General features: G+C 73.6%; 23 protein-coding genes and 1 riboswitch. Of the genes, 10 read left to right on the forward strand and 13 right to left on the reverse strand.

Going from position 1 to position 24,957, the window contains the following annotated elements:
* Positions 1 to 267: 267 nt before the first annotated feature.
* Entirely contained in the window at positions 268 to 840 is a 573-nt protein-coding gene (locus tag ACIP37_RS32820; RefSeq protein ID WP_363631927.1) for a hypothetical protein, read from the reverse strand.
* Positions 841 to 1,207: 367 nt separating this feature from the next.
* On the opposite strand from ACIP37_RS32820, the gene ACIP37_RS32825 reads away from it, so the two are divergent.
* Both ACIP37_RS32825 and ACIP37_RS32830 read left to right on the forward strand, forming a co-directional pair.
* Complete coding sequence (locus ACIP37_RS32825) at positions 1,208 to 2,713, forward strand: glutamate--cysteine ligase (protein ID WP_363585302.1); 1,506 nt, start codon at positions 1,208 to 1,210, stop codon at positions 2,711 to 2,713.
* 76 nt (positions 2,714 to 2,789) lie between these two features.
* On the forward strand, positions 2,790 to 3,578 hold the full coding sequence (locus ACIP37_RS32830) for a CPBP family intramembrane glutamic endopeptidase (RefSeq protein WP_363585301.1): 789 nt from the start codon (positions 2,790 to 2,792) through the stop codon (positions 3,576 to 3,578).
* Here ACIP37_RS32830 and ACIP37_RS32835 read toward each other — a convergent pair.
* From ACIP37_RS32835 to ACIP37_RS32860, 6 genes are all read right to left on the reverse strand, one after another.
* Positions 3,556 to 4,092: an HAD domain-containing protein gene (locus tag ACIP37_RS32835; RefSeq protein ID WP_380426624.1), complete on the reverse strand. Its 537-nt coding sequence runs from the start codon at positions 4,090 to 4,092 to the stop codon at positions 3,556 to 3,558. The genes ACIP37_RS32830 and ACIP37_RS32835 overlap by 23 nt on opposite strands.
* 96 nt (positions 4,093 to 4,188) lie before the next feature.
* Positions 4,189 to 5,457 carry an MFS transporter gene (locus ACIP37_RS32840; protein WP_363585300.1) on the reverse strand — a complete coding sequence of 423 codons (1,269 nt, stop codon included), beginning with the start codon at positions 5,455 to 5,457 and terminating at the stop codon, positions 4,189 to 4,191.
* A gap of 60 nt (positions 5,458 to 5,517) precedes the next feature.
* Positions 5,518 to 6,219: an alpha/beta fold hydrolase gene (locus ACIP37_RS32845; RefSeq protein ID WP_363631920.1), complete on the reverse strand. Its 702-nt coding sequence runs from the start codon at positions 6,217 to 6,219 to the stop codon at positions 5,518 to 5,520.
* A 54-nt stretch (positions 6,220 to 6,273) separates the two neighbouring features.
* Positions 6,274 to 7,683: a sugar porter family MFS transporter gene (locus tag ACIP37_RS32850; protein ID WP_363585298.1), complete on the reverse strand. Its 1,410-nt coding sequence runs from the start codon at positions 7,681 to 7,683 to the stop codon at positions 6,274 to 6,276.
* 242 nt (positions 7,684 to 7,925) lie between these two features.
* On the reverse strand, positions 7,926 to 8,579 hold the full coding sequence (locus ACIP37_RS32855; RefSeq protein WP_363585297.1) for an FMN-binding negative transcriptional regulator: 654 nt from the start codon (positions 8,577 to 8,579) through the stop codon (positions 7,926 to 7,928).
* Positions 8,580 to 8,593: 14 nt separating this feature from the next.
* Positions 8,594 to 9,265 carry a pyridoxamine 5'-phosphate oxidase family protein gene (locus tag ACIP37_RS32860; RefSeq protein WP_363585296.1) on the reverse strand — a complete coding sequence of 224 codons (672 nt, stop codon included), beginning with the start codon at positions 9,263 to 9,265 and terminating at the stop codon, positions 8,594 to 8,596.
* Positions 9,266 to 9,299: 34 nt separating this feature from the next.
* On the opposite strand from ACIP37_RS32860, the gene ACIP37_RS32865 reads away from it, so the two are divergent.
* Positions 9,300 to 10,637, forward strand: coding sequence for an aminotransferase class I/II-fold pyridoxal phosphate-dependent enzyme (locus ACIP37_RS32865; protein ID WP_400811835.1), 1,338 nt, complete (start codon positions 9,300 to 9,302; stop codon positions 10,635 to 10,637).
* A 225-nt stretch (positions 10,638 to 10,862) separates the two neighbouring features.
* Positions 10,863 to 12,080 carry a GDSL-type esterase/lipase family protein gene (locus ACIP37_RS32870; protein WP_363585294.1) on the forward strand — a complete coding sequence of 406 codons (1,218 nt, stop codon included), beginning with the start codon at positions 10,863 to 10,865 and terminating at the stop codon, positions 12,078 to 12,080.
* A 142-nt stretch (positions 12,081 to 12,222) separates the two neighbouring features.
* Here the strand turns inward: ACIP37_RS32870 and ACIP37_RS32875 are convergent, their stop codons facing one another.
* Positions 12,223 to 13,581, reverse strand: coding sequence for an NAD(P)/FAD-dependent oxidoreductase (locus ACIP37_RS32875; protein WP_363585293.1), 1,359 nt, complete (start codon positions 13,579 to 13,581; stop codon positions 12,223 to 12,225).
* Positions 13,582 to 13,750: 169 nt separating this feature from the next.
* Here ACIP37_RS32875 and ACIP37_RS32880 point away from each other — a divergent pair, with 169 nt between their 5' ends.
* The 4 genes from ACIP37_RS32880 (at position 13,751) to purB (ending at position 17,042) form a co-directional block, all read left to right on the forward strand.
* A complete protein-coding gene (locus ACIP37_RS32880) occupies positions 13,751 to 14,506 on the forward strand; it encodes a HipA family kinase (protein ID WP_079136059.1) in 756 nt (251 codons plus the stop codon).
* Positions 14,503 to 14,919 (forward strand): DUF3037 domain-containing protein, encoded by a 417-nt coding sequence (locus tag ACIP37_RS32885; protein ID WP_363377905.1) that lies wholly within the window; start codon positions 14,503 to 14,505, stop codon positions 14,917 to 14,919. The genes ACIP37_RS32880 and ACIP37_RS32885 overlap by 4 nt, the downstream gene beginning before the upstream one ends.
* Positions 14,920 to 15,018: 99 nt before the next feature.
* Positions 15,019 to 15,474 carry a MarR family transcriptional regulator gene (locus tag ACIP37_RS32890; RefSeq protein WP_363585291.1) on the forward strand — a complete coding sequence of 152 codons (456 nt, stop codon included), beginning with the start codon at positions 15,019 to 15,021 and terminating at the stop codon, positions 15,472 to 15,474.
* A 137-nt stretch (positions 15,475 to 15,611) separates the two neighbouring features.
* The gene (purB, locus tag ACIP37_RS32895; protein WP_363631915.1) at positions 15,612 to 17,042 is read left to right on the forward strand and encodes an adenylosuccinate lyase; all 1,431 of its coding nucleotides are present in this window, start codon (positions 15,612 to 15,614) and stop codon (positions 17,040 to 17,042) included.
* A 7-nt stretch (positions 17,043 to 17,049) separates the two neighbouring features.
* Here purB and ACIP37_RS32900 read toward each other — a convergent pair whose 3' ends face one another.
* Entirely contained in the window at positions 17,050 to 18,582 is a 1,533-nt protein-coding gene (locus ACIP37_RS32900) for an MFS transporter (RefSeq protein WP_363585289.1), read from the reverse strand.
* Positions 18,583 to 18,894: 312 nt separating this feature from the next.
* A riboswitch (cyclic di-AMP (ydaO/yuaA leader) is annotated at positions 18,895 to 19,077 on the forward strand.
* 2 nt (positions 19,078 to 19,079) lie between these two features.
* On the opposite strand from ACIP37_RS32900, the gene ACIP37_RS32905 reads away from it, so the two are divergent.
* The gene (locus ACIP37_RS32905) at positions 19,080 to 20,036 is read left to right on the forward strand and encodes a LysM peptidoglycan-binding domain-containing M23 family metallopeptidase (RefSeq protein WP_363631913.1); all 957 of its coding nucleotides are present in this window, start codon (positions 19,080 to 19,082) and stop codon (positions 20,034 to 20,036) included.
* Positions 20,037 to 20,306: 270 nt separating this feature from the next.
* Here the strand turns inward: ACIP37_RS32905 and ACIP37_RS32910 are convergent, their stop codons facing one another.
* Positions 20,307 to 21,026 carry a DUF2470 domain-containing protein gene (locus ACIP37_RS32910; RefSeq protein WP_363631911.1) on the reverse strand — a complete coding sequence of 240 codons (720 nt, stop codon included), beginning with the start codon at positions 21,024 to 21,026 and terminating at the stop codon, positions 20,307 to 20,309.
* A 179-nt stretch (positions 21,027 to 21,205) separates the two neighbouring features.
* Between ACIP37_RS32910 and ACIP37_RS32915 the strand changes: the two genes are divergently transcribed.
* Entirely contained in the window at positions 21,206 to 22,420 is a 1,215-nt protein-coding gene (locus ACIP37_RS32915; RefSeq protein ID WP_363585286.1) for an MFS transporter, read from the forward strand.
* Between the two features lie 77 nt (positions 22,421 to 22,497).
* On the opposite strand, the gene ACIP37_RS32920 is transcribed toward ACIP37_RS32915, so the two are convergent.
* Genes ACIP37_RS32920 through ACIP37_RS32930 form a run of 3 tightly spaced genes read right to left on the reverse strand, consistent with a single transcriptional unit; the run spans position 22,498 to position 24,840 of the window.
* The gene (locus ACIP37_RS32920) at positions 22,498 to 22,923 is read right to left on the reverse strand and encodes a RidA family protein (protein WP_363585285.1); all 426 of its coding nucleotides are present in this window, start codon (positions 22,921 to 22,923) and stop codon (positions 22,498 to 22,500) included.
* A 26-nt stretch (positions 22,924 to 22,949) separates the two neighbouring features.
* The gene (locus ACIP37_RS32925) at positions 22,950 to 23,699 is read right to left on the reverse strand and encodes an IclR family transcriptional regulator (RefSeq protein WP_063350228.1); all 750 of its coding nucleotides are present in this window, start codon (positions 23,697 to 23,699) and stop codon (positions 22,950 to 22,952) included.
* A 37-nt stretch (positions 23,700 to 23,736) separates the two neighbouring features.
* A complete protein-coding gene (locus ACIP37_RS32930; RefSeq protein WP_363631908.1) occupies positions 23,737 to 24,840 on the reverse strand; it encodes a sugar kinase in 1,104 nt (367 codons plus the stop codon).
* Between the last annotated feature and the right edge of the window lie 117 nt (positions 24,841 to 24,957).

Here is a 24,957-nt window from a genome sequence, read left to right on the forward strand (position 1 = left end):
GGACAGGTGGTCCTTCCACGCTGGTTCCCAGTGTCGGCATCTACGGTCGCGCGCGCAGGGATTTCGTGACATGCGCCACAACTCCCGGGTAGAGATCACCCGTTCAGGCGGGTCCGGCGGGAAACGGCGCACCGATGGGTCAGCTGCGGCATGGCCCGAGGAGGTCAGGGCGGATGGCCCGTCCGGGTGGTTCGGGCGGGCGAGGGCGACGCGCACGCCGCCGGGCCCCCGGGTGGTGGCCCGGCGGCCCGGCGGCGTGGGGTCGGCTCAGGAGGAGCCGAGCAGCAGTGGCTTGGCGAGCGGCGCCCGGGTGAGCAGCGGCAGCAGCTCGCCGGCCGGGTAGGCGCGGTGCGCGGTGACGCCGAGCGGGGCCGGGGCCAGCGGGATCAGCTGGTCGGCGGCCGGGTCGGCGTCGGGGCCGTGCAGCCACAGTGCTGTCGCGTACTGCCCGGGGAAGGTCAGCAGCCGGGGCTGCTGGCGGGACCGGGAGCCCTGGGCGAGCTGCCAGGCCTGGCGCAGCGCCCGGACCGTCGAGTCGAGGTAGGGGCCGGCGGTGAAGTGCGAGAAGGTGTGGCCCTCGACGGCCTGGACGACCTCCGCGGCGGCGGCGACCTCGGCGCCGTCCTTGATCAGGAATCGCCAGCCCGTCCGGCGGGCGGCGCGCAGCTCCGGGCGCGGCCCGTCCAGGACGTGGACGGCGAGCGGGTGCGCGGGGAGCAGCGGGCCGACCGGATGGCGCAGTGCTGCGGCGGCGGGTTGGCGCAGCGCGGTCTCCGAGTCGAGTGCGGCCAGGACGGCGCGCAGGGCGCTCGGCGGGGGCTGGGGGGTCTGCAGAGTCATGGCGGGGTCCGCCTCTCCGTGCGAGATCGGCGTGCGAGTGCGGCATACCGGCGTGGCGCGGCGTGTCATCGGTGACGGGACCTGGCCGTGTCCGGTTGTGCATGATCGCGGTGCCGGCGCGGTCGCCGCCGTCGACGAGGGTTTCGAGGCGGAGCGGGCCGGCCGGAGCGCAGTGCGAATTCTATCGAACAGGTGCGCAGGGTGACCTGTTTATCACAGGCGGTGGCGCCGGGCAAGTCGGCAGATCTGCTGAATATCCGTCAGTTTCCTTGCATTGCAAGCCAGTACGAGCATTCGGGTATCGATCTTCGAGGTGGGCATGATGCTTGCACGGTCGGGTCGGCCGGTGTCTCAGGAGGAGGGGACCGTGGGCGAGAAGGTCGTGGCGACTCGGGCTGATCTGGCGGACCGGCAGCTGTACCGGCGCAAGCTCCAGGCCTGCCTCGACGCGCTGGGGCGGATGCTGCGCGAGGACCGGTTCGACCGGCCGCGGGCGGTCATGGGCCTGGAGATCGAGCTCAACCTGGCCGACGAGGACGGCCTGCCGGCACTGCGCAACGCGCAGGTGCTGAGCGCGATCGGCTCCAGCGACTTCCAGACCGAACTGGGCCAGTTCAACGTCGAGGTGAACATCGTGCCGCACCGGCTGTGCGGGCACGTCTTCGAGGATCTGCGCGAGGAGCTCGAAACCGGGCTGCGCTACGCCGACCGGCGGGCCGCCGAGGCCGGTGCCCGGATCGTCATGGTGGGGATCCTGCCGACCCTGGAGCACGGTCACACCGGCCTGGACGCGATCTCCCACAACCCGCGCTACAGCCTGCTCAGCGACCAGATCCTGGCCGCCCGCGGCGAGGACATCGCGCTGGACATCGAGGGCGTCGAACACCTCCAGCTGGAGACCATCACCATGGTGGCCGAGGCCGCCGCGACCTCCCTGCAACTGCACCTTCAGGTGACCCCGGAACGCTTCTCCTCGGTGTGGAACGCGGCCCAGGCGATCTGCGGGGCGCAGCTCGCGCTCGGCGCCAACTCGCCGTTCCTGTTCGGGCGGGAGCTGTGGCGGGAGACCCGTCCGGTGCTGTTCCAGCAGGCCTGTGACACCCGTACGGCGGAACTCAAGGCGCAGGGCGTCCGGCCGATCACCTGGTTCGGCGAGCGCTGGGTGGACTCGGCGTACGACCTGTTCGAGGAGAACCTGCGGTACTTCCCCGCCCTGCTGCCGATCTGCGACGACGAGGACCCGCTGAAGGTGCTCGCCTCCGGCGGCGCGCCCCGGCTCGCCGAGATGCGGCTCCACAACGGCACGATCTACCGCTGGAACCGGCCGGTGTACGACATCGCGGGCGGGACCGCGCACCTGCGGGTGGAGAACCGGGCGCTGCCGGCCGGGCCGACGGTGGCCGACACGCTCGCGAACGCCGCCTTCTACTACGGGCTGGTCCGGGTGCTCGCCGAGCAGCCCCGGCCGGTCTGGACCCGGCTGCCGTTCGAGCGGGCCGACGAGAACTTCCGGCAGGGCGCCCGCTACGGCATCGACGCGGTGTTCCAGTGGCCGCGGGCGGGCCGGGCGGGCCGCGGCGGCGGGCTGACCACGGTGTCCGCCGTCGACCTGGTGCTCAACGAACTGCTGCCGATGGCCCACCAGGGCCTGGACGAGTGGGGCGTGGAGCCCGCCGACCGGGACCGCTACCTGGGGATCATCGAGCAGCGCTGCCTGCGCCGCACCAACGGCGCGGCCTGGCAGAGCGCGACCTTCCACCGGCTGCGCGAGCAGTACGGGATGGACCGCCCGGCCGCGCTCGCCGCGATGACCAGGCGCTACATCGAGCACATGCGCACCGGCGAGCCGGTGCACACCTGGCCGGTCGGGTAGCCGGACCGCTGTGTCAGGATGATCGCTCCGGCGGTCGGCCGACGGCCGGAGCGACGCCCGCCACGCTGGAGCCCCCGTGACCACCCTCCCGACCGCACCGGAGACCGCGAAGCCCACGCGCCGGCTGCTCGGCGTGGAACTGCTGATCGTCCTCGGCCTCTCCCTCGGGGCCAGTGGCGTCAGCGCGCTGATCAGCTTCGCGGCCTCGCTCACCGAACCGATCCAACTCGGCCAGCAGGTCGCCACGTTGAACGGCTCGCGGGCGCCCGGCCGGCCCTGGCTGGACCTGGTGTGGCAGCTGTACTACATCGGGCGCGGGCTGATGCCGGTGGTGCTGGTCGGGTACCTGCTGGTGCGCGAGGGCGCCGCGCTGCGGGTGCTCGGCTTCGACCTCGGGCAGAAGCTGCGCGACCTCGGCCGGGGCGCCGCCGTGGCGGCCGCGATCGGCGGCTCCGGGCTGGTGCTGTACCTGGCCTCGCAGGCGGCCGGCTACAACCTGACGGTGGCGCCGTCCGGGCTGCCGGACGTGTGGTGGCGGATCCCGGTGCTGGTGCTCTCCGCGTGGCAGAACGCCGCCCTGGAGGAGGTCGTCGTCCTCGGCTACCTGCTGCGCCGGCTCGGGCAGCTGGGCTGGTCGTGGCCGGCGGCGGTGGTGGCGAGTTCGGTGCTGCGCGGCTCGTACCACCTGTACCAGGGGGTCGGCGGGCTGGTCGGCAACATGGTGATGGGGGCGGTGTTCTGCCTGCTCTACCGGCGCTGGGGGCGGGTGATGCCGCTGGTCGCGGCGCACGCGTTGATCGACACGGTGGCCTTCGTCGGGTACGCGCTGCTCGCCGGGCACGTCAGCTGGCTGCCGACCCCCTGAGCGGGAGGCGGCCGGCCGGGGTGCGCGGCGGCCGGGCGAGCAGGCGGTCGACGTGCCGACGCTCCAGGCCCGGGCCCGGGTCGATCGGCAGCAGCAGGCGGTCGCGGCGCCAGAGGGAGTTGCGGACCAGCCGCGGCGGGATGACGTCGTCCACCCAGGCGAACGGGCGGCCTGCGGCGTAGCGCAGCAGCGGGGCCCACTTGCGGGCCGAGAGCAGCTCCATCAGCGGGACGCGCGGGTCACCGGGCTGCGGGACGTCGCCGGTGAAGCGGACCAGCGGGAGGGCGGGCAGGCCGATCGCCGGGGCGATGTGCGCATTGGCGTGCTCCTCCCAGGTGGTGGCCCACACGAGTTCGTAGGTGCCGGCCAGCTCGCGCAGCCAGGCGCCGTGCCGGGCGGAGAGGAGCACCGAGTAGCCGAGCAGGGTGTGGGTGTCGAACCCGGCGTCCGGGTGCGGGCAGACCGGGTTGAGCACCCCGTCGACGTCCAGGAACAGCAGCGGCTTCGGCACCAGTGGCCCCCAGAGACGGTGGTGTGACTTACCTGGTCGGACGAACCTGGCGTACCAGTGGTTGCGTACGGCCGGGCGCACGCGGGGCGCACGGGGCGCTCACGGCGCGGCCACCGGCTCGGCGGCGGCCACCGGTGCGTCGACGGTGCTCCTGCGGGCCAGCCGGCGGACCTGAGGCTCCAGCAGCACGACCGCGCTGAGCACCAGGCAGACGACGGCGCAGGCCCACAGCGCGCCCGAGAGGCCGAGCACCGTGGCCGCCGGGCCGGCCAGCGCGATGCCGATCGGGGACAGCGAGAAGGAGCCGAGCTCGTCGTACGCGGCGACCCGGGAGAACATCTCCTCGGGGATCTCCTGCTGGAGCGCGACCATCCAGTTGACGCCGAAGACGGTGACGCCGACCCCGGACAGGAACATCGCGAGGGCGAGCAGCGGCAGCGGCGCCTCCGCCGCCAGCGCCAGGGCGGGCACGCCGAACAGGAACACCCCCCAGTTGCCGACCAGCAGGATCCGGCGGGGCCGCCAGCGGGCCATCAGCACGCCGGTCACCACCAGCCCGACGCCGTAGGCGGCCATCGCCAGGCCCCAGTCGGACGCCCCGCCGAGGCGCTCCTTGGCGACCGTCGGCCCGTACACCGACTCGACCGCGCCGATGCAGGCGACCAGGACGGAGAACTGCGCCACGACCACCCAGAGCCAGCGGCGGGAGGCGAACTCCCGCCAGCCCTCCCGCAGATCGCGCAGCATGCTGTGGCCCTGCGGGGCGGGCGCCTGCTCGGCCTCCAGGAAGAACCGGAGCGAGGCGGCGACCAGGAAGCAGGCGCCGTCCAGGGCGAGCACCCAGCCGGGGCCGACGGCGGCGGTGAGCGCGCCGCCGAGCGCGGCGCCGCCGATCTGGGAGGCGTTCTGGCCCATCCGGAACACCGAGAAGGCCCGGGCGGCGTGCTCCGGGGCGACGGCCTGCAGCATCATGCCGCCGGAGGCGGGGGAGTAGAGCGCGTACCCGGCGCCGCCGGCGGCGGAGAGCAGCATCAGCTGCCAGAGCCGGATGTCCCCGGCCAGCACCAGTGCCGCCAGGACGACCTGGGACAGGCCGCTGAACAGGTTGGCGGCGACCATGAGGTGGTGCCGGGGCATCCGGTCGGCGAGGGCACCGCCGACCACCAGGAGCAGGACGGTGGGCAGCAGCCGGGCGGCGGTGACGTAGCCGACCTCGGACGTGGTGCCGCCGTGGCCGAGCACGGCGAAGGCCGTGGCGATGGGGGCACCGGCGTTGCCGAGGCCGCTGACCACGGTGGCGGCGGTCTGGATGCGGAAGTTGCGGCTCGCCCAGGCGAGGCGGCGGGGGCGCGGAGGTCGGGTCGGCACCTGGAGACTATGGCCGCGGCTCGTACGGCTGTCCAACGGGTTTTCACGGCTGGGACGGGCTCAGCCCAGGTGGCCCCAGAGGAAGGTGAGGGTGCGGCGCCAGGCGGTCGCGGCCTGGAGCGGGTCGTAGGTGCCGAGCGGGTTCTCGTCGTTCATGAAGGCGTGGCCGGCCGGGTAGAAGTGGATCTCGGGGCGGACGTCGGTGGCCTCGCCGATCCGGATCGCGGCCTCGTCGACGGCGGCCATCGGGATCGAGCCGTCCAGTTCGCCGTAGTGCCCCAGGACGTGGGCGGTCAGGCCCCGGTAGTCGAAGTCCGGGTCGGGCGGGAGGCCGTAGAAGGGCACCACCGCGGCGACCCGGTCGCCCTCCCGGGCGGCCAGCAGCAGGGCGAAGCCGCCGCCCATGCAGAAGCCGACCACGCCGACCGCGTCGCCGACCACGCCCTCCAGGGCGAGCAGGTGGTCGACGGCCCCGGAGAGGTCCTCGACGGCCCGCTCGACCGGGAGTTCGCGGGTGAGCCGGGCCGCCTCGGTGCGGTCGTGGGTGGTGGCGCCGCCGAACAGGTCGGGGGCCAGCACGGTGAAGCCCTCGGCGGCGAACCGGTCGGCCATCGTCGCGACGTGCGTGGTGAGGCCCCACCACTCCTGCACCACCACCAGGCCCGGCCCGACGCCCTGGGGCGGGCGGGCCAGGTACCCGTGCGCGGTGCGGCCGTTGCTCGGGAAGGCGACGTTCTGCCGGGAGCCGCCCTGGTCAGGCATGGGTTCCTCGCGGTGGGTCGGGCCGGATGCGGCGGGGACTCGACGGGGGCGGGCTCAGCCCATCTCCTCCAGGGCGCGGCCCTTGGTCTCCTTGATGCAGAAGGCCACGAACGGGATGGAGAGCAGCGCGAAGGCCGCGTAGATGACGTACGTCGCCGACAGGTTCCAGTCGGCGAGGTCGGGGAAGCTGACGGTGATCGCCCAGTTGGCGATCCACTGGGCCGAGGCGGCGACGGACAGCGCGAGCGCGCGGATCCGGTTGGGGAACATCTCGCCGAGCAGGACCCAGACCACCACGCCCCAGGAGAAGGCGAAGCAGAGCACGAAGACGTGCGCCGCGACCAGGGCGACGGTGGCGTGGGTGTTGTCGAGCGTGGCGGTGTCACCCGTGCCGTGCCGGTACGAGAACGCCCAGGCGGCGGTGCCCAGCGCGAGCGCCATGCCGATCGAGCCGGCCAGGGCGAGCGGCTTGCGGCCGATCCGGTCCACCAGCGCCATCGCGATCACCGTGCCGATCACGTTGATGATCGAGGTGGAGAGGCTGATCAGCAGCGAGTTGGACTCGTTGATGCCGACCGACTGCCAGAGGAACGAGGAGTAGTAGAAGATCACGTTGATGCCGACGAACTGCTGGAACACCGAGGCCCCGATGCCGACCCAGACGATCGGCAGCAGGCCGAACCGCCCGCCGAGCAGGTCCTTGAGCCGGGGCTTGTGCGAGGACTCCAGCACCGTGCGGATCTCCGCGACCCGGGCGTCCAGGTCGACGTCCTCGCCCTCCACCTCGCGCAGCACCTTGCGGGCCTGATCCTCCCGGTGGTCGGCGATCAGGTAGCGCGGCGACTCCGGGATGGCGAGCGCCATCAGCCCGTACACCAGGGCCGGGATGGTCTCCACGCCGAGCATCCACTGCCAGGCCTGGATGCCGCCCAGGTGGCCGGTGGACTCGCCGCCGGCGGCCTGGTTGATCGCCCAGTTGGCGAGCTGGGAGACGGTGATGCCGAGCACGATCGCCATCTGCTGGAAGGACGCGAGCCGGCCCCGGTAGGCGGTCGGCGCGACCTCGGCGATGTAGGTGGGCGCGATCACCGAGGCGATGCCGATCGCGATGCCGCCGACCACGCGCCAGGTGGCGAGCACCTGGATGCTCGGCGGGAACATCGAGCCGATGCCGCTGATCGCGAACAGGGTGGCGGCCAGCAGCATGGTGCGGACCCGGCCGAGGTGGTCGGCGAGCCGGCCGGCGGCCACCGCGCCGGCCGCCGAGCCGAGCAGCGCGATGGCCACCACGAAGGCCGTTTCGCCGTTGCCCACGGCGAAGTGCTTCTGGATGCCCGTCACCGCACCGTTGATCACCGCGCTGTCGTAGCCGAACAGGAACCCGCCCATCGCGGCGGCGGCGGAGATGAAGATGACGTGCCCGAGGTGGGCCTCGCCCGCCCGATGGCTGTTGAGTGTGGACAAGCGCGCTCCCCGAGGTGGACGGGCCCGCTCTGACGGCCGAGTGGGCAGGACTCGTCTCACATTCGAGCAGCGACGGGGCCGCCCTGCTCGAATTGGAGGCCGATCGGGTGATCCGGGGTCAGTCATCCGCGGTGTGATGGGCCGTTCGCGCCGGGAGCGTGAACGGTCGGACGCGCCCCACGGTCAGCCGGCGCGCCTGCCGGGCCAGTTGACGTGCCCCCCGGTCACTCGGTGCGTCCCGGTCAGCCGACGCGCCGCTGGTGCCGGCGCAGCAGTTGGGTGCGGGCGGCGGCGTCCTGGTCGCGCCGGGGGTGCGGGGCGTTCGCGCGGTCGGCCTCGCGCTCGGCCAGCCGGTCGGCGATCGCGTGCTGGGCGTCGGCCGGCTTCTTGTCGTCGTACTTGAACTTGGCCCGCACCTCGCGGACCGTCAGGCGGAGCCCGCGCAGGCCGGGGAGCAGCCGGGAGAACTCGCCCTCACCGGGCACCACCCGGGTGTCCGGCGTCTCCGGCTGGAAGTGCGCCAGCTGGCGGTTGAGGATCTCCGCCTTGCCCGCCGCGGACTCGACGAGCTCGGCGGTGCAGTGGAAGTGGACGGAGGCGTAGTAGCTGGTGGGCGTGCCCGGCTCGCCGCGCCAGTGGCCGGGCGCGAAGGCGTAGCCGTCGGTGACCGCGAGGGTGACCTGCGGGTCGGCCCGGACGGCGGCCAGCAGCGGGTTGGGCGCGGCGAGGTGGAGCAGGATCTCGCCGCGCCCGGCGTCCAGCAGGAAGTGCGTCGGGACGAGCACCGGGCCCTCGCCCGGTCCGCCGTTGGCGGCGAGCAGGCCGAAGTCGCGGCCCTCGGCCAGCCAGGCGCGCCACTCCTGTTCGTCGCCGCGGTCCCAGGATCTGATCAGCATCGGCGGGCCCTCCGTCAGCGGGGGTAGCCGCGCAGGTGCGCGGGCAGCGGGACGGTGGTGGAGGCGGCCGGCTCGGGGGTGCCGTGCACGGTGGTGACCGGGATCAGGCCGGACCAGTGGGGCAGGTCGAGGTCCTCCGGGTCGTCGTCGGCGCCGTCCGCGCGGGTCTTGGCCGAGACCTCGTCCAGGTCGAGCCGGAGGACGGCGGTGGCGGCGAGTTCCTTGGCGTTGGCCGGGCGGACGTCGGCGGAGCGGCCGGGGATCGCGTGGTCGACCAGCGCGGCCAGCGCGACGTCCAGCTCCTCGGGGTCGGTGACCTGGTGGGCGGTGCCGTGCGCGATGACCGAGCGGAAGTTGACCGAGTGGTTGAACGCGGACTTGGTCAGCACCAGCGCGTCGACCAGGGTGACGGTGAGGCAGACCGGCAGGCCCTGGTCGGCGGAGGCGTTGCGCAGCGGACGGCTGCCGGTCGAGCCGTGGACGTACAGCCGGCCGCCGACGCGGGCGTAGATGGTCGGCAGGACGACGGGGGCGCCGTCGGCGACGAATCCGAGGTGGCAGATGTACGCGTGGTCGAGGATGTCGTGGATCGCCTCCTGCTCCCAGGTGGCGCGGTCCTTGTAGCGGGTGGGGGTGGTGCGGGGGGTACGGGAGTAGCTGGCGGAGCCTTCGGAAGGGGCCGACATGACAACCTCTATGTACTAGTGCATAATTTACTTTGTGCTAGGAGACTATCCGCTGAAAGGGCGACGCGCCAGCGAAATCGCGTCCCACATCGAACAGGGCGTGAGCACCGGGCGCCTCGCCCCCGGAACCGCGCTGCCCCCGCTGCGCGACCTCGCCGCCGAACTCGGCGTCAACCCCAACACCGTCGCCGCCGCCTACCGGCTGCTCCGCGACCGCGGGGTGATCGAGACCGCCGGCCGCAAGGGCAGCCGGATCCTCCCCAGGCCCGCGCTCACCCCGCGCGACCAGATCCGCGTCCCCGTCCCCCCGCACGCCCGCGACCTGTCCGGCGGCAACCCCGACCCGGCTCTGCTGCCCGACCTCGCCCCGGTCCTCGCGGCCGCCGCCGGGGCCGCCCGCGCCGAGCCCGTCCTGTACGGGCACCCGGCCGTCGACCCCGGGCTGCTCGCGCTCGCCCGCGCCTCCTTCGAGGCCGACGGCCTGCCCGGCGGCCCGATCGCCGTCGCCTCCGGCTCGCTCGACACCATCGAGCGCATCCTCGCCATCCGGCTGCGCCCCGGCGACGCCGTCGCCGTCGAGGACCCGGGCTGGGGCAGCCTGCTCGACCTGCTGCCCGCGCTCGGCCTGCGGCCCGCGCCCGTCCGGCTGGACGACGAGGGCCCCCTGCCCGACTCGCTCGCCGCCGCGCTGGCCGAGGGCGCCCGTGCGGTGGTGGTCACCAGCCGGGCGCAGAACCCGACCGGCGCCGCGCTCACCGCCCGCCGGGCCGAGGAGCTGCGGGCCGTCCTGGCCGAGCACCCCGGCGTGCTGCTGATCGAGGACGACCACGGGCACGGCATGGTCGACCAGCCGTACCACTCGCTGGTGGGCGCCGGCGCGCGGCACTGGGCCGTGGTGCGCTCGGCGGCCAAGGCGTACGGCCCGGACCTGCGGCTCTCGGTGGCCGTCGGTGACCAGGACACCATCGGGCGGGTCACCGGGCGGCTGCGCCTGGGCGCCGGCTGGGTCAGCCACCTGCTCCAGCGGGCCGTCGCCGAACTGTGGCGCACCGACGCGGTGCCGGTCGCCCGGGTGGCCGGCGTCTACCGGGCCCGCCGGGACGCGCTGCTCGGCGAGCTCGCCGCGCGCGGCATCGAGGCGCACGGCGAGAGCGGGCTGAACGTCTGGGTGCCGGTGTCGGACGAGACCTCCGTGCTGGTGGCGCTGGTGCAGCGCGGCTGGGTCGCGGCGCCCGGCGCGCGCTACCGCGTCCAGTCCCCGCCCGGGCTGCGGCTCACCGTGGCCCAGTTGGAACCGGCGGACGCGCAGCGGCTGGCCGAGGACCTGGCGGCCGTGCTGGGGGCGGGCGGGGCCGGTTCGCGGCTGGTGTGAACCGGGCCGCGCCGGTCCGGTTCGACCCGTGCGCTCCGCCGGTCTGAACCCGGTGCTCCGCTGGTCTGAACCCGGCGGTAACAAAGCGGGAAACCTGGTGCAGATACCTAGCGGTAACCAGTGCGGGCATGTCATGTTCATCGCGCCACCGGCCGGCGGCCCACCCTCACCTAGGCGTCTCCCCGTCCCCACCGCACGGGGAGACCGAGCCGCAGGAGTTCCGCCGTGCCCGAAAACAGTTCGAGCATCACCCGCAGCGCCCCTCGACTCCGCCGACGGCTGCTCACCGCGGCCCTCGCCCTCCCGCTGGCCGCCGGCGGTCTGATGGCCGGCGGCCTCGCCACCGCCGCGTCGGCCGCCGCGGCCCCCTCCGTACCCCTCGCCGCACCGGGCGGCCCCACCGCCAGCGTCACGCTCGGCGACAGCTACATCTCCGGCGAGGCCGGCCGCTGGATGGGCAACGCCGCCGGCACCAGCGGCAGCCGGGCCGGTACCGACCGCGCCTGGAACGGCAGTTCCGCCGACGCCTCCCGGATCTACGGCCCCACGGCCGCGAGCGGCTGCGACCGCTCCGACGTCGCCGAGGTGCTCAGCGCCTCCACCGGCGCGCAGAACGAGATCAACCTGGCCTGCTCCGGCGCCGTCACCGCGAACATCTTCCGCGCCGCCAACGGCGGCCAGACGCTCAAGGGCGAGGCCCCACAGGCCGACCAACTCGCCACCGTGGCACGGCAGAACAGCGTCAAGCTGATCACGCTGTCGATCGGCGGCAACGACCTCGGCTTCAGCGGCATCATCTCCAACTGCGTCCAGGACTACCTCATCTGGTACTCCTACTGCCACGACTCCGCGCAGTCCTCGATCGACTCGAAGATGCCCACGGCGATGGCCGGCGTCGGCAAGGCGATCGACGAGATCCGCGCGGTGATGGCCGGGGCCGGCTACGCGCAGGGGGACTACCGCCTCGTCCTGCAGTCCTACCCCTCGCCGATCCCGCGCAGTGCCGAGATGCGCTACCCGGAGAGCGGCTGGACCCGCTCGAACACCGGCGGCTGCCCGTTCTGGGACGGTGACGCCGACTGGGCGCGCGACTCGATGGTGCCGCAGATCTCCAAGTCGCTGGCCGGGGTCGCGGCGTCCAAGGGCGCCCAGTTCCTCGACCTCTCCGACATGCTGCAGGGCCGCGAGGTCTGCTCGACGGCCACCCGGCAGCCGACCGCCACCGCCGGACCGTCCGCGACCACCAGCGAATGGGCGCGCTTCCTGGACGGCGGCCTCAACTCCACGCAGGGCGTGCTGCAGGAGTCGATGCACCCCAACTACTACGGGCAGCAGGCGCTCGGGCGCTGCCTGACCCTGCTGTGGGGGCAGAGCAGCGGCGACTACGCGTGCCGCAACACGGCGGGGCAGGACGCGGGCGGGATGTACCTGGCGGCGCGGTGACGTCGTGACACCGGGACGTTGTGACGCTGGGTTGTTCCGGCGCGCGGCTGTCGTGACGCCGTGATGTCGTGACGCTGGGCTGTTGTGACGCGATGCCCGGTGCCCGTTTCCGGATCGGTTCCGGAGGCGGGCGCCGGGCGGCTCAGCCCTTGGCGAGCAGGGCCTGGGCGTGCGCCCGGACCTGATCCTTCGTCAAGTAGGAGTCGGTGTACTCGAAATCGCGCATCCGGGCGGGCTGGCGGGCGAGGAAGCCGGTCCGGACGAAGTCGTCCCCGGCGGTCGCGTTGAGCAGCCAGTTGGCGCCCACCCGGAACTTGGCCGCGTTGGTGCGCATCGCCATCAGGTGGTAGCCGCGGGCCACCAGCTGGGCCGGCACCCCGTGCAGCTCCACGCCGAGCGGCTTGGACACCGCGTCCTTGCCGCCCAGGTCGACCACAAGGCCCAAGTCCTTGTGATAGTAGGGCTCCAGAGGTTGGTTGCGGAGCGCGGCGATCACGTTGCCGGCCACCACGCGGCCCTGCCGGGCGGAGTGCTGGGCGGTCGGCGGGCAGACCGCGCCGTCGCCCTTGGCGAGGTCCGGCACGGCGGCCGCGTCGCCCAGCGCGAACACGCTCTCGAACTGCGGCACCCGCATCTCCGCCGTCACCGCGAGCCGGCCGCGGACCGTCTCCGCGTCCAGCGTGCCGATCAGCGGGCTCGCGGCCACCCCGGCGGTCCAGATCAGCGTGCGGCAGGGCAGTACTCGGCCGTCGGTGAACTTGACCGACTCGGCGCCGACTTCGGCCACCGAGACGCCCAGCGACACCTCGATCCCGCGGCCGCGCAGCACCTCCAGAGCGGCCAGGCCCAGCGCGTCGCCCAGCTCCGGCATCAGCTTCGGGGCGATGTCGATCAGGTGCCACTTGATCTGCCGGGCGTCCAGGCGCGGGTAGCGGTGGGACGCGGCGGTGGTCAGGCGTTGCAGGCAGGCGGCCGTCTCGGTGCCCGCGTAGCCGCCGCCGACGACCACGAACTGGAGCCGGGACTCGCGCTCCCGCTGGTCCAGGGTGGCCGAGGCGAGGTCGAGTTGGGCGATCACGTGGTCGCGGACGTAGGCCGCCTCGGCGAGCGTCTTCATCCCGCGGGCGTAGTCGGTCAGGCCGGGGATGTCGAAGGTGCGGGTGACGCTGCCGGGGGCGAGGACCAGGTAGTCGTACTTCTGCGCCACCACCTCGTCGGTGATCTTGCGGACCACGCACACCTTGGAGGCCGGGTCCACGCCGATCGCGCCGCCCGGAACGATGTGGGTGCGGCGCAGCGTGCGGCGCAGGGAGACCGCGACCGACTGCGGGGTCAGCACGCCGGCCGCGACGTGCGGCAGCAGGGGCAGGTAGAGCTGGTAGCTGAACGGTGTGACCAGCGAGATCTCGGCCTCCGACGGCGCGAGCTTGCGTTCGAGTCGGCGGGCGCACTCCAGGCCGGCGAAGCCGCCGCCCACGATCAGGATCCGAGGTCGTTCCATCGCTCATCCCTTTGCCGTGCAGGTCGTAACCGCGAAGGTCCCCATTGCTGTCCGCCACACTCGCACGGAGCAGCGGGGGCTGCCACCGGGGTGGGGCGGATGGTGGAGGGGTGGGACGGGGCGTACGGAGGGGAGGAGGTGACGGGTCGGCACCGATAGGCTGTCGGGCGTGCTCCCCGAGGTGACGGCGGTCCGTTATGTGACGCCACTGCGAGAAGGCGGCTCGATGCCGGGCCTGGTCGAGGCCGACGACCGGCGGCTGTACGCGCTGAAATGGGTCGGCGCGGCGCAGGGTCGGAAGGCGTTGGTGGCGGAGGTGCTGGCCGGGGAGTTGGGCCGGCGGCTCGGGCTGCCGGTGCCGGAGCTGGTGACGGTCGACCTGGATCCGGTGCTGGCCCGCAGCGAGCCGGACCAGCAGGTCCAGGACCAGATGCGGGCCAGTGGCGGGACCAACCTCGGGATGGCCTTCGTCAGCGGCGCGCTCAACTTCGACCCGCTCTGCTTCGAGGTGGATCCGGAGCTGGCCGGCCAGGTGCTCTGGTTCGACGCGCTGATCGGCAACGTCGACCGCTCCTGGCGCAATCCCAACCTGCTGGTGGCGACCGGCGGGCTGCGGCTGATCGACCACGGCGCGAGCCTGATCTTCCACCACCACTGGGCGGGCGCCGCCGCCTGGGTGCGCCGCCCGTACGACGCCTCCGACCACGCGCTGCTGCGGGCCCGGCCGGACCTGACGGCCGCCGACAAGGCGCTCGCGCCGCTCGCGGAGGCCGCGATCGAGGGCGCGGTGGCGAGGATCCCGGAGGTCTGGCTGCTGGACGAGCCCGGCTTCGACTCGCCCGAGGCGGTGCGCGCCGCGTACCGCGCCCAGCTGACCGGCCGACTGGCCGGTCCGCGCGACTGGCTGCCGGAGGTGCCCGCATGACCGAGCCGAGGACGCCCGCGCTGCCGGCCGCCGTCGAGCTGCACGACTACGAGTACGCCGTGATCCGCGCGGTGCCGCGGGTGGAACGCGGCGAGTGCGTCAACGTCGGGGTGCTGCTGTACTGCCGCCAGAACGGGTACCTGGCCGCGCGCACGCACCTGGACCAGGCCCGGCTGCTGGCGCTCGACCCGGTGGCGGACGTGAACGGGGTGCGGCGGGCGCTGCACGGAATCGAGGCGGTGTGCGCCGGGGGCCCGCAGGCCGGTCCGGCGGCGGGGGACAGCCCGGGGCAGCGGTTCCGCTGGCTGACCGCTCCGCGCAGCGCGATCGTCCAGCCGGGGCCGGTGCACACCGGGCTGACCGCGGACCCGGAGCCGGAGCTGCGGCACCTGTTCGATCAGCTGGTGCTCTAGGCTCTGTCGACCGGCCGGTGCCGCAGTTCCGGTCAAGCCGTCGACGGTTGCCGTGGTCAAAGCTTGAGTTGCTGAAGCACTTGGCCGTACGCTGACCCCATGGGTTCGACAGCGACGACGACCGTACCGACCAACGCCGAGTTGATGGAAGCGTTGGCCGCCGTCGGCGCCGCGTATTTCCAGGACTTCGCGGCGGCCGCGGCCCGGCACGGGCTCTCCTCCTCGCAGGCCAAGGCGCTCGGCGCGGTGCAGGAGCCGGTGCCGATGCGGGCGCTGGCCGGACGGCTGGGCTGCGACGCGTCCAACGTCACCGGGATCGTGGACCGGCTGGAGTCGCTGCGCCTGGCCCACCGGGAGGCCGCCGCCGGCGACCGCCGGGTGAAGATCGTCGTGATCACGGACGAGGGCCGGGAGATCCTGAACCGCATCCGCGGCGAGATGGCCCGCACCCACCAGGCGTTCGAGGCGATGACCGACGAGCAGCGGATCGCGCTGCACTCGATCTGCGCGCAGGTCCTGCCAGTACTGGCCGGCCGGTCCGGCGCCGCCCAGTAGGCCGCCCGGCAGCGGGCCGCCCCGCGCCCGGCGGGAACCGTCGGGCGGGCCCGGTCGGAGCCGTCCGCTCCGGCCCGGGCCGGAGCCGCCCGATGCGCCGACGTTCCGGCTGACCTCGGCTGTTAGGCTTGCGAAGCGTGAGCGCGAAGCCCCAGATCCCCAATGTCCTGGCCTCCCGGTACGCCTCGGCGACCCTGGCCCAGCTGTGGTCCCCCGAGCACAAGGTGGTCCTTGAGCGCCACCTGTGGCTCGCCGTCCTGAAGGCCCAGCAGGACCTCGGTGTCGAGGTACCGGCGAACGCCGTCGCCGACTACGAGCGGGTGATCGACCAGGTCGACCTCGGCTCGATCGCCGCCCGTGAGCGGGTCACCCGCCACGACGTGAAGGCCCGGATCGAGGAGTTCAGCGAGCTCGCCGGCCACGAGCAGATCCACAAGGGCATGACCTCCCGGGATCTGACCGAGAACGTCGAGCAGCTGCAGATCCGCCAGTCGCTGGAGCACGTGCGCGACCGCACGGTGGCCGTGCTGGTCCGGCTGGCCCGCCTGGCCGCCCAGCACTCCGAGCTGGTCATGGCCGGCCGCTCGCACAACGTGGCCGCGCAGGCCACCACCCTGGGCAAGCGCTTCGCGTCGATCACCGACGAGCTGCTGGTCGCCTTCCGTCGCCTGGAGGAGCTGATCGCCCGCTACCCGCTGCGCGGGATCAAGGGCCCGGTCGGCACCGCCCAGGACATGCTGGACCTGCTCGGTGGCGACACCGACAAGCTCGCCGAGCTGGAGCGCCGGGTCGCCGGGCACCTCGGCTTCGAGAACGTGCTGATCAGCGTCGGCCAGGTTTACCCGCGCTCGCTGGACTTCGAGGTGCTCACCGCCCTCGTCCAGCTGGCCGCCGCGCCGTCCAGTCTGGCCAAGACCATCCGTCTGATGGCCGGCCACGAGCTGGTCACGGAGGGCTTCAAGGAGGGCCAGGTCGGCTCCTCGGCGATGCCGCACAAGATGAACACCCGCTCCTGCGAGCGCGTCAACGGCCTGGCCGTCATCCTGCGCGGCTACGCCTCGATGACCGGCGAGCTGGCCGGCGACCAGTGGAACGAGGGTGACGTCTCCTGCTCGGTGGTGCGCCGGGTCGCGCTGCCGGACGCCTTCTTCGCCTTCGACGGCCTGCTGGAGACCTTCCTGACCGTCCTCGACGAGTTCGGCGCCTTCCCCGCCGTGATCGAGGCCGAGCTGGACCGCTACCTGCCGTTCCTCGCCACCACCAAGGTGCTGATGGGCGCGGTGCGCGCGGGCGTCGGCCGGGAGGCCGGGCACGAGGTCATCAAGGAGCACGCCGTCGCCTCCGCGCTGGCGATGCGTGCGGGCGCCCGCGAGAACGAGCTGCTGGACCGGCTGGCCGCCGACGAGCGGATCCCGCTGGACCGGGCCGGGCTGGACGCGCTGCTGGCCGACCGGCTCTCCTTCACCGGTGCGGCCGGTGCCCAGGTCGCCGAGGTGGTCCGCCAGGTGGAGGCCGTCGCCGCCGCCTACCCGGAGGCCGCCAAGTACGCGCCCGGTGACATCCTCTGACGATTCGTCAGCTGGCTGAGGGCCCTGCTGCCGATCCGGTGGCGGGGCCCTCGTCCGTGTGGACGTGGCCCGGGTCGAGCGGCGGGGTGGTGCCGCAGGCCCACTCGCAGTCCGGCTCGGCCACCGGGCGGTCCACCGGCGCGAGCACGTTGCCGCGGACGGTGGCGAAGGCCGTCAGACCGCCGGTGACCAGCAGCCCGGCGCAGATCAGCATCGCGGTGCGGAAGGCCGAGTCCACCGCGGACGGCACCCGGTAGGCGTCGCCGCTCAGCCCGGCGAGCGAGGGCAGCGCGGCGACCGCGAGCAGCCCGGCCGCGCGGGCGGCGGCGTTGTTGACGCCGCTGGCGATGCCCGCGTGCCGGACCTCGACGGCGGCCAGCACCGTCGCCGTCAGCGGCGCGACCAACAGGGTCATCCCGCAGCCCAGCACCGTGACGGCGGGCAGCACGTCCGCCCAGTAGGAGGAGCCGGGGCCGGTGCGCAGCATCAGCAGCACCCCGGCGGCGCACAGCAGCGGACCGACGGTGAGCGGGATCCGGGGGCCGATCCGCTTGCCCAGCCGCCCGGCGCGCGCCGACAGGGTCAGCATCAGCACGGTGATCGGGACCAGGGCGAGGCCGGAGACCAGCGGGGAGAAGCCGGAGACGATCTGCAACTGCACCACCAGCAGGAAGAACACCCCGCTGAACGCCGCGTAGACGCAGAGGGTGACCAGGTTGACGGCGGTGAACAGCCGGGAGGAGAAGAGGCCGAGCGGCAGCATCGGCTCGGCGGCGCGGCGCTCGACCGCGATGAAGGCCGCGCCGAGCAGCAGGCCGATCGCGCCGGTGAGCCAGACCGCGGGGGACAGGCCCTCCCCGGCGGCGGTCAGCGCGTAGGTGATCGCGCCGAGGGCGAGCGCGGCGAGCAGCGCGCCGGGGACGTCGAAGCGGCCGACGGCGCTCTCGTTCCGGCTCTCGGGGACGAACCGGGAGGTGACCGCGACCACGGCGGCCGCGAGCGGAAGGTTCAGCAGGAAGATCCACCGCCAGCCGGGGCCGTCCACCAGCCAGCCGCCGAGGAAGGGGCCGACCGCGGCCGACACCCCGCCGAGGCCCGACCACAGGCCGACCGCCGCCGAGCGGTCGTCCGGGTGGAAGACGGCTTGCAGCATGGCGAGCGAACCGGGGGTGAGCAGCGCCCCGCCGATGCCCTGGACGGCGCGGGCGGCGATCAGCACGTGGATGGTGGGGGCGGCGGCGCAGGCCGCGGAGGCGGCGGCGAACCAGAGCACGCCGATCAGGAAGACCCGGCGCCGGCCGTACCGGTCGCCGAGCGCGCCGCCGAGCAGGATCAGTCCGGCCAGGGTGAGCAGGTAGGCGTTGAGCGTCCACTGCAGGGACGCGAGGGAGGCGCCGAGATCGGTGCCGATGCGGGGCAGCGCGACGTTCACCACGGTGCCGTCGAGCATCGCCATGCTGGAGCCGAGCACCGTCGCGAGGAGGACCCAGCGTCCCCGCGAGGTGCCCAGGCGCAGTGTTCCTGCTTCGGAGGTGGCCACGGGCCGATCCTGCGCCCGTGGGGCGTACGTGACAAGGGTCACCGGGGGGTGTGTCGGTGGGTGCGCGGTGCGTGAGCGGGCGGGTGCGCAGCGGTGGCGGAATCGGCGCAGCGTCGTGGATCAGTGGCGCCGGGTGAATGGATTGTGCACGTACGGTGCAGCCGATCATTCGGAGGGTCACCGCAGCTCGGGGGGTTGTTGCCGGTTCAAGTGATCGACATTGCTTCACCCGAACGGATGGGTTTTAGTTCAGCGACCGCCCGGCCAGTCCGGACGGATCCACCGGGTGGAACGCCGAATCCTGCCGCTGCCCGGTGGCTCGCACCGAACTCTGTACGGCAGGAGCGGGGGACCCACAGGTAAGTCGCCGGACCGGAAACGGCACGCTTTCGCGTACCCGGATCCAGGGCCGGCTAGGGGTGAAGCCGCATGTGCGGCCGGGCAACTCCAGCCCGAACCCGACAGCTCACCTCGCAGGCGTCGGAGAGGAAAATTCCATGCCTGCACAGGCTCGTCGTATCGCCCTGCCCCGCGCCGCCCGCATCGGGATCGCCACCGCCGTCACCGGTGTCTCCTTCGCCCTGCCGCTCGTCACCGCGATGAGCGCCCAGGCCCACCCCGCGCCGGCCGCCGCGGTCACCGCCGCCCCGGCCGCCGCTCCCGCCGACCAGGCCCAGGCCTCGTCGCAGGAGAGCTACCGCGTCGTCAGCGGCGACACCCTGTCCCGGATCGCCGACGCCCAGCACGTCGACGGCGGCTGGCAGGCGCTGTACGACCACAACCGTGAGGTCGTCGGCGGCAACCCGGACCTGATCTTCCCCGGTCAGCGGCTCGTGATCGCCGGCCAGGCCGCCCCGGCCAAGCCCGCTGCCCCGGCGAAGCCCGCCCAGCCGTCCGCCCAGGACGCCGCGCCGGCCACCACCGCCAAGCCGCAGGCCCAGCCGGAGGTCCGGACCGAGGCGGCCAAGCCGTCCGCCCAGCTCCAGGCCCAGCTGCAGACCGCCGCGCCGTCCGCCGTGGTCACCGCCGTGCCGGTCGCCGCCGCTTCGGCCTTCGTCGCCCCGCTGGCCGGCCCGAAGCTGGGCACCGCGTACGGCGTGGCAGGCTCGATGTGGGCCTCCGGCCACCACACCGGCCAGGACTTTGTCGCCTCCACCGGCACCCCGCTGCGCGCCGTCGGCAACGGTGTCGTGGTGAAGGCCGGCAACGGCGGCGCCTACGGCAACGAGGTCGAGATCAAGCTCGCCGACGGCCACTACGCCGAGTACGCGCACCTCTCCTCGATCGGTGTGAAGATCGGTCAGGCCGTCAAGGCCGGACAGCAGATCGGCCTCTCCGGCGCGACCGGCAACGTGACCGGCCCGCACCTGCACTTCGAGATCCGCAACGGCTCGGAGTACGGCTCGGACATCAACCCGGTCGCCTACCTGCGGGCCCACGGCGTCGCGCTCTGACCCGTACCGGATGTACCGGATGTGCCGGATGTGCCGGATGAGGAACCACCGCTGCTACGGGGCGAATCGACCGCCCGGGATGGTCATGTCGGGTGACCGCTCGACCGGGTGATCGCCGCAGCAGTGGACATGGGCGCGGGACACGCCCAGGCCGGCCCGGCTCGCGAGACTTCTCTCGCGAGCCGGGCCGGCCGCTGTCGTTTCCGGGCCTTGGTGGGTGCCCCCAAGGCGAATTGACGATGCGTCAGGCCGACGCTCTGGTGGGCCGGTTCAGAGCCGGTGGGCGGGCAGCCCGTGCTGGGCGGCGGTCAGCAGCTCGTGCATCCGCTGCCCGAAGTCCTCGGTGTCGGCGGCCGGTTCGGGGAAGACCAGGCGGACGTCGCGGTGGCCGTGCGGGTGGTCCAGGCGCAGGACCAGGCCGTGGCGGTCCAGGGCGAGCGGGCGGACCTCCGGGTGCTGGGCCAGCAGGTCCGGGTCGAGCAGCCGGGTGAGGACGGCGAGGGCGTCGGCGTGGTCGTCGGCGAGGTGGGTGAGCATGGCGGCCTCGTAGCGGGCCAGCGGGTCGGGCGTGGCGAGGGCGAGGTCGCCGGCGGTGAGCGCGCCGGTGCCGTACGGGGTGGCGAGGACGGCGTGGGCGACGTCCACGCGCAGGTGGACGCTGAGGCCGTCGTCGGCGAGGTGGGCCAGGTGCAGTCGGCCGGCCAGGGTGAGGCGGGCGCGGATCCGGTCGCGGACGGCGACGGGGGAGATGTCGGTGACGTCCAGGACGACGGCGAGTCCGTCGGTGGCGCGGGCGGCGGCGGTGGCGAGCGGGTCGCCCAGTGGGGCGCGCAGGCGCAGCCGGGAGCCGTGGACGGAGACCGGGGAGTCGAGGTCGTGGTGTTCGCCGAAGGCGCGGACGGTGAGCGAGGAGGTCGCGCTGAGCAGGCTCTGGACGCGCTCGGCGGTGGTGGGTTCGGGCACCTCGGCGTCGCCGGCGGGCAGGCTCATGACGGACCTCCAGTTAGTTAGGTGAGCCTAACCTAATCTCCGCTCGAGGGTGTGGCAAGTGGCGTGGCCGGGATTGCTGTCGTCGGGGATAGGTGGCGCTTGCAAGTACCCGCGGGTGTCTCGTATTGTCGACGCTGGTAGTTGCATGCGCAACGGTTCTCTCTGGAAAGCGGTCCCTCATGCCCCTCGCGCTCCTGGCGCTGGCGATCAGCGCCTTCGGTATCGGCACCACCGAGTTCGTGATCATGGGCCTGCTGCCCGAGGTCGCCGGCGACTTCTCGGTCTCCATCCCCACCGCCGGTCTGCTGATCTCCGGCTACGCGCTCGGCGTCGTGGTCGGCGGCCCGCTGCTCACCATCCTCGGCACCCGGGCCCCCCGCAAGGGCATGCTGCTGACGCTGATGGGCCTGTTCGTGGTGGGCAACCTGATCGCGGCCGTCGCCCCCGCCTTCGGGCTGCTGATGATCGGGCGGATCGTCAGCGCCTTCGCGCACGGCGCGTTCTTCGGCATCGGCTCGGTCGTCGCCGCCGACCTGGTCGCCCCGCACAAGCGGGCCGGCGCCATCGCCCTGATGTTCACCGGCCTCACCGCCGCCAACGTGCTGGGCGTCCCGATGGGCACCCTGCTCGGCCAGCACTTCGGCTGGCGCTCCACGTTCTACGTCGTCGCCGGGCTCGGCCTGCTCGGCCTCGCCGGGATCGCGGCGCTGGTGCCCGTCCAGCCGCGGGCGGGCGCCGCCCGGCTCGGCCCCGAACTGGCCGTCTTCCGGACCCTGCGGCTCTGGCTCGCGCTCGCCATGACCGTGCTCGGCTGGGGCGGCATCTTCGCGATGTTCACCTACATCACGCCGATGATGACCGAACTGGCCGGCTTCGCCCCGAGCAGCGTCACCTGGCTGCTCTTCCTGTTCGGCGTCGGCCTGTTCGTCGGCAACCTGCTGGGCGGCTGGTTCGCCGACCGCGCGCTGATGCGCAGCCTCACCGTGATCCTCGCGGTGCTCGCGGTGCTGCTGTTCGCCTTCACCTTCGCCGCGCACAGCAAGCCGGCCGCGATCGTCCTCATCCCGCTGATCGGGCTGTTCGGCTTCGCGACCGTCGCGCCGCTGCAGAAGCGGGTCATGGACCAGGCGGCGGGCGCGCCGACGCTGGCCTCGGCCGCCAACATCGCCGCGTTCAACCTGGGCAACGCGCTGGCCGCCTGGCTCGGCGGGCTGGTCATCTCCGGCGGCCTCGGCTACGACGCGCCGAACTGGGTGGGCGGGCTGCTCACCGCGGTCGCCCTCGGTGTGACGGTGTTCGCGGCGGCGCTCGACCGGCGCGGCGCGGCGGGCGAGGGGCGGGTCGTGGCGCGCTCGGGGGCCCCGGCCGAGCAGGGCGTGCCCGCGGGGCGGTGAGCGAGGGGGACGGCGGAGGGCCCGGACGCCTGGTGCGCGTCCGGGCCCTTGCGGTGGTCGGGCCGCTCGACGGTGTCTCAGGCGACGACGGCCTGGGCGTCGATCTCGACCAGCATCGGCTCCTGCGGCAGCTCGACGAAGATCGTGGTGCGGCAGGGCTTCACGCCGCCGGGCTTGATGTTCTCGTCGATGAACTCGGCGTACACCTCGTTCATCAGCGGGAAGTCCGCCCGCTTGGTGAGGTAGACCCGGAACATCACCACGTCCTCGATGGTGGCCCCGCCGGCCTCGACGATCGCCTTGACGTTCTCCAGCGTGCGCCGGGTCTGCGCCTTCACGTCGCCGTGGTACAGGTACTCGCCGGTCGCCGGGTCCTGCGGGCCCTGGCCGGAGACCTGGAGGATCGGGCCCTTGCGGACGCCCTGGGAGAACATCCAGGCGGGGGCGGGGGCGCCGTCGGTGCGGACCTCGGTCTTGCCGCTGGTCGGGTGCTGCTCGTTCATGGGGTTCCTTACGGTCTGACGGTTGATCAGTTGTGGTCCGGGCGGCCGCAGTCGGCCGAGATGGCGCGGGTGGTGGCGAGCAGCTGCGGGAGGAGGTCCAGCACCTGCTCGTAGGGGAGGACGACGTCCGGCACCGAGATGGACGCGGCGGCGACGACCCGGCCGCTGGCGTCCCGGATCGGTGCGGCCACGCAGTTGATGAACGCCTCGTGCTCGGCGTGGTCCTGCGCCCAGCCCTGGACGGCGACCTTCTCCAGCTCGGCGAGCAGCGCCTCGGGCGTGCTGAGGGTGCGGGGGGTGTGCGGGGTGAAGTCGATCCCGGCGGCCACCCGGCGGCGTTCGGGCAGCGGCAGGTCGGCCAGCAGCACCTTGGAGACGGCGGCGCTGTGCAGGGCGGCGCGCAGGCCGATCCGGGAGTACATCCTGACCGGGTGCCGGGAGTCGAACTTGTCGATGTAGACGACCTCGCCGCCCTCGTACGCGGCCAGATGCACGGTCTGGCCGGTGGTGGCGTTCAGCTCGGCCAGGTGCGGGGCGGCGATCCGGCGGACGCCGCGCTGTTCCAGGGCGAGGCCGGAGAGGGCGAACAGGCCGGCGCCCAGGTGGTAGCGGTAGGCGGCGTCACGGTAGACGAACCGTTCCTCCTCCAGGCTCTGGAGCAGTCGGAGCACGGTCGTCTTGTGGACGCCGAGCACCTCGGCCAGCTGGTCGAGGGAGCGCTCGCCCTCGCCGAGTTCGGCGAGCAGGCGCAGGGCGCGGGTGACGGTCTGGCTCATCGTGCTCCGCCGGGGTCGTTCGGGCTCGGGTTCGTGCTCATTGTGCCCGGGCCCGCCGGGTGTCGCGGGACCGGTCCGCGGGGACGGCCGGGCCGGTGATGCCCTCCACCGAGACCCGGGTGGCGGCCCAGTCGGCGGGCGAGGCGTCGAGCAGCGCGGCCACCACGGCGGCGGGCGGCAGTTCGGCCTGGTCGCCGTGGGCGGTCAGCGCGCAGGCGGCGCTCAGGTGGCCGAGCCGCAGCCGGCGGCGCTGGTCCAGGCCGCGGATGGTGCCGGCCAGGTAGCCGGCGGCGAAGGCGTCGCCCGCGCCGGTGGCCTCGACCACCTCGACGGCCAGGGCCGGTTCGCTCACCGCCGTGCCGTCCCGCTCCAGGGCGGTGACCAGCCGGGCGGCGTCCTTGACCACCACGGTGGCCGGGGAGGCGAAGCGGCGGCGCAGCGCGGCCGGTTCCCCGGTGCCGAACGCGGCCTCGGCCTCGTCGGCGCCGATCAGCAGCAGGTCGGCGGCGTCCAGCAGCGGCGGCAGGACGGCCGGGTCGCGGTCGTGCCAGAGCGCGGGGCGCCAGTTGAGGTCGAAGCTGACGGTCCGCTCCGGGCGGCGGTCGGCGAGCAGGGCGCGCAGCAGCGCCAGGCAGTCGTCGGAGAGCGCGGCGGTGATGCCGGACAGGTGCAGCAGGCGGGCGCCGGACAGCAGCCGGACGGCCGCCGGGTCGGCCAGCAGGGCGGGGGAGAGCGCGGCGGCCGCGGAGCCGCGCCGGTGGTAGTGCAGCCGACTGCGGCCGGGGCCGAGGTCGTGGTGGTGGCCGGTGGCGCCGCCGACCTCCTTGAGGTACAGGCCGGTGGGGCGGTGCGGGTCGACGGCGACCGCCGAGACGTCCACGCCGCGGGCGGCGACCTCGGCGAGCAGCCGGCGGCCGAAGCCGTCGTCGCCGACCCGGCTGATCCAGGCGGTCGGGACGCCGAGCGCGGCCAGCGCGCCGGCCACGTTGGACTCCGCGCCGCCGACCGACAACCGGAAGTTCTCCACCGCCTCCAGCGGGCCCGGCCGGTCCGGCAGCAGCACCGCCATGGACTCGCCCACGCACACGGCCGTCGGGGAAGGACCGGGGCGGGCCGGGCCCGGGGTGTCCTGTCGCGGCATCTGCTGGGCTCCTCCGTCTGCGGCGGCCGTTCCGTTGACCGTGATCCGGCGCCGATGCTAGAACCGTCATGCCAACATGTGCAACCCTCATTGCACATGTTGCAACACGGCAGATGG

Source organism: Kitasatospora sp. NPDC088861, from assembly GCF_044750105.1.
In the GTDB taxonomy this organism is placed as follows: Bacteria; Actinomycetota; Actinomycetes; order Streptomycetales; family Streptomycetaceae; genus Kitasatospora.

Excerpts from the sequence above, each read along its gene's own strand:
- ACIP37_RS32920 (WP_363585285.1), bottom strand. The coding sequence starts at position 22,923 with ATGAACGAGCAGCACCCGACCAGCGGCAAGACCGAGGTCCGCACCGAC.
- ACIP37_RS32845 (WP_363631920.1), bottom strand. The coding sequence starts at position 6,219 with ATGCCTGACCAGGGCGGCTCCCGGCAGAACGTCGCCTTCCCGAGCAAC.
- ACIP37_RS32875 (WP_363585293.1), bottom strand. The coding sequence starts at position 13,581 with ATGGAACGACCTCGGATCCTGATCGTGGGCGGCGGCTTCGCCGGCCTG.
- ACIP37_RS32930 (WP_363631908.1), bottom strand. The coding sequence starts at position 24,840 with ATGCCGCGACAGGACACCCCGGGCCCGGCCCGCCCCGGTCCTTCCCCG.
- ACIP37_RS32820 (WP_363631927.1), bottom strand. The coding sequence starts at position 840 with ATGACTCTGCAGACCCCCCAGCCCCCGCCGAGCGCCCTGCGCGCCGTC.
- ACIP37_RS32910 (WP_363631911.1), bottom strand. The coding sequence starts at position 21,026 with ATGAGCCTGCCCGCCGGCGACGCCGAGGTGCCCGAACCCACCACCGCC.
- ACIP37_RS32860 (WP_363585296.1), bottom strand. The coding sequence starts at position 9,265 with ATGTCGGCCCCTTCCGAAGGCTCCGCCAGCTACTCCCGTACCCCCCGC.
- ACIP37_RS32915 (WP_363585286.1), top strand. The coding sequence starts at position 21,206 with ATGCCCCTCGCGCTCCTGGCGCTGGCGATCAGCGCCTTCGGTATCGGC.
- ACIP37_RS32890 (WP_363585291.1), top strand. The coding sequence starts at position 15,019 with ATGGGTTCGACAGCGACGACGACCGTACCGACCAACGCCGAGTTGATG.
- ACIP37_RS32925 (WP_063350228.1), bottom strand. The coding sequence starts at position 23,699 with ATGAGCCAGACCGTCACCCGCGCCCTGCGCCTGCTCGCCGAACTCGGC.
- ACIP37_RS32885 (WP_363377905.1), top strand. The coding sequence starts at position 14,503 with ATGACCGAGCCGAGGACGCCCGCGCTGCCGGCCGCCGTCGAGCTGCAC.
- ACIP37_RS32905 (WP_363631913.1), top strand. The coding sequence starts at position 19,080 with ATGCCTGCACAGGCTCGTCGTATCGCCCTGCCCCGCGCCGCCCGCATC.
- ACIP37_RS32855 (WP_363585297.1), bottom strand. The coding sequence starts at position 8,579 with ATGCTGATCAGATCCTGGGACCGCGGCGACGAACAGGAGTGGCGCGCC.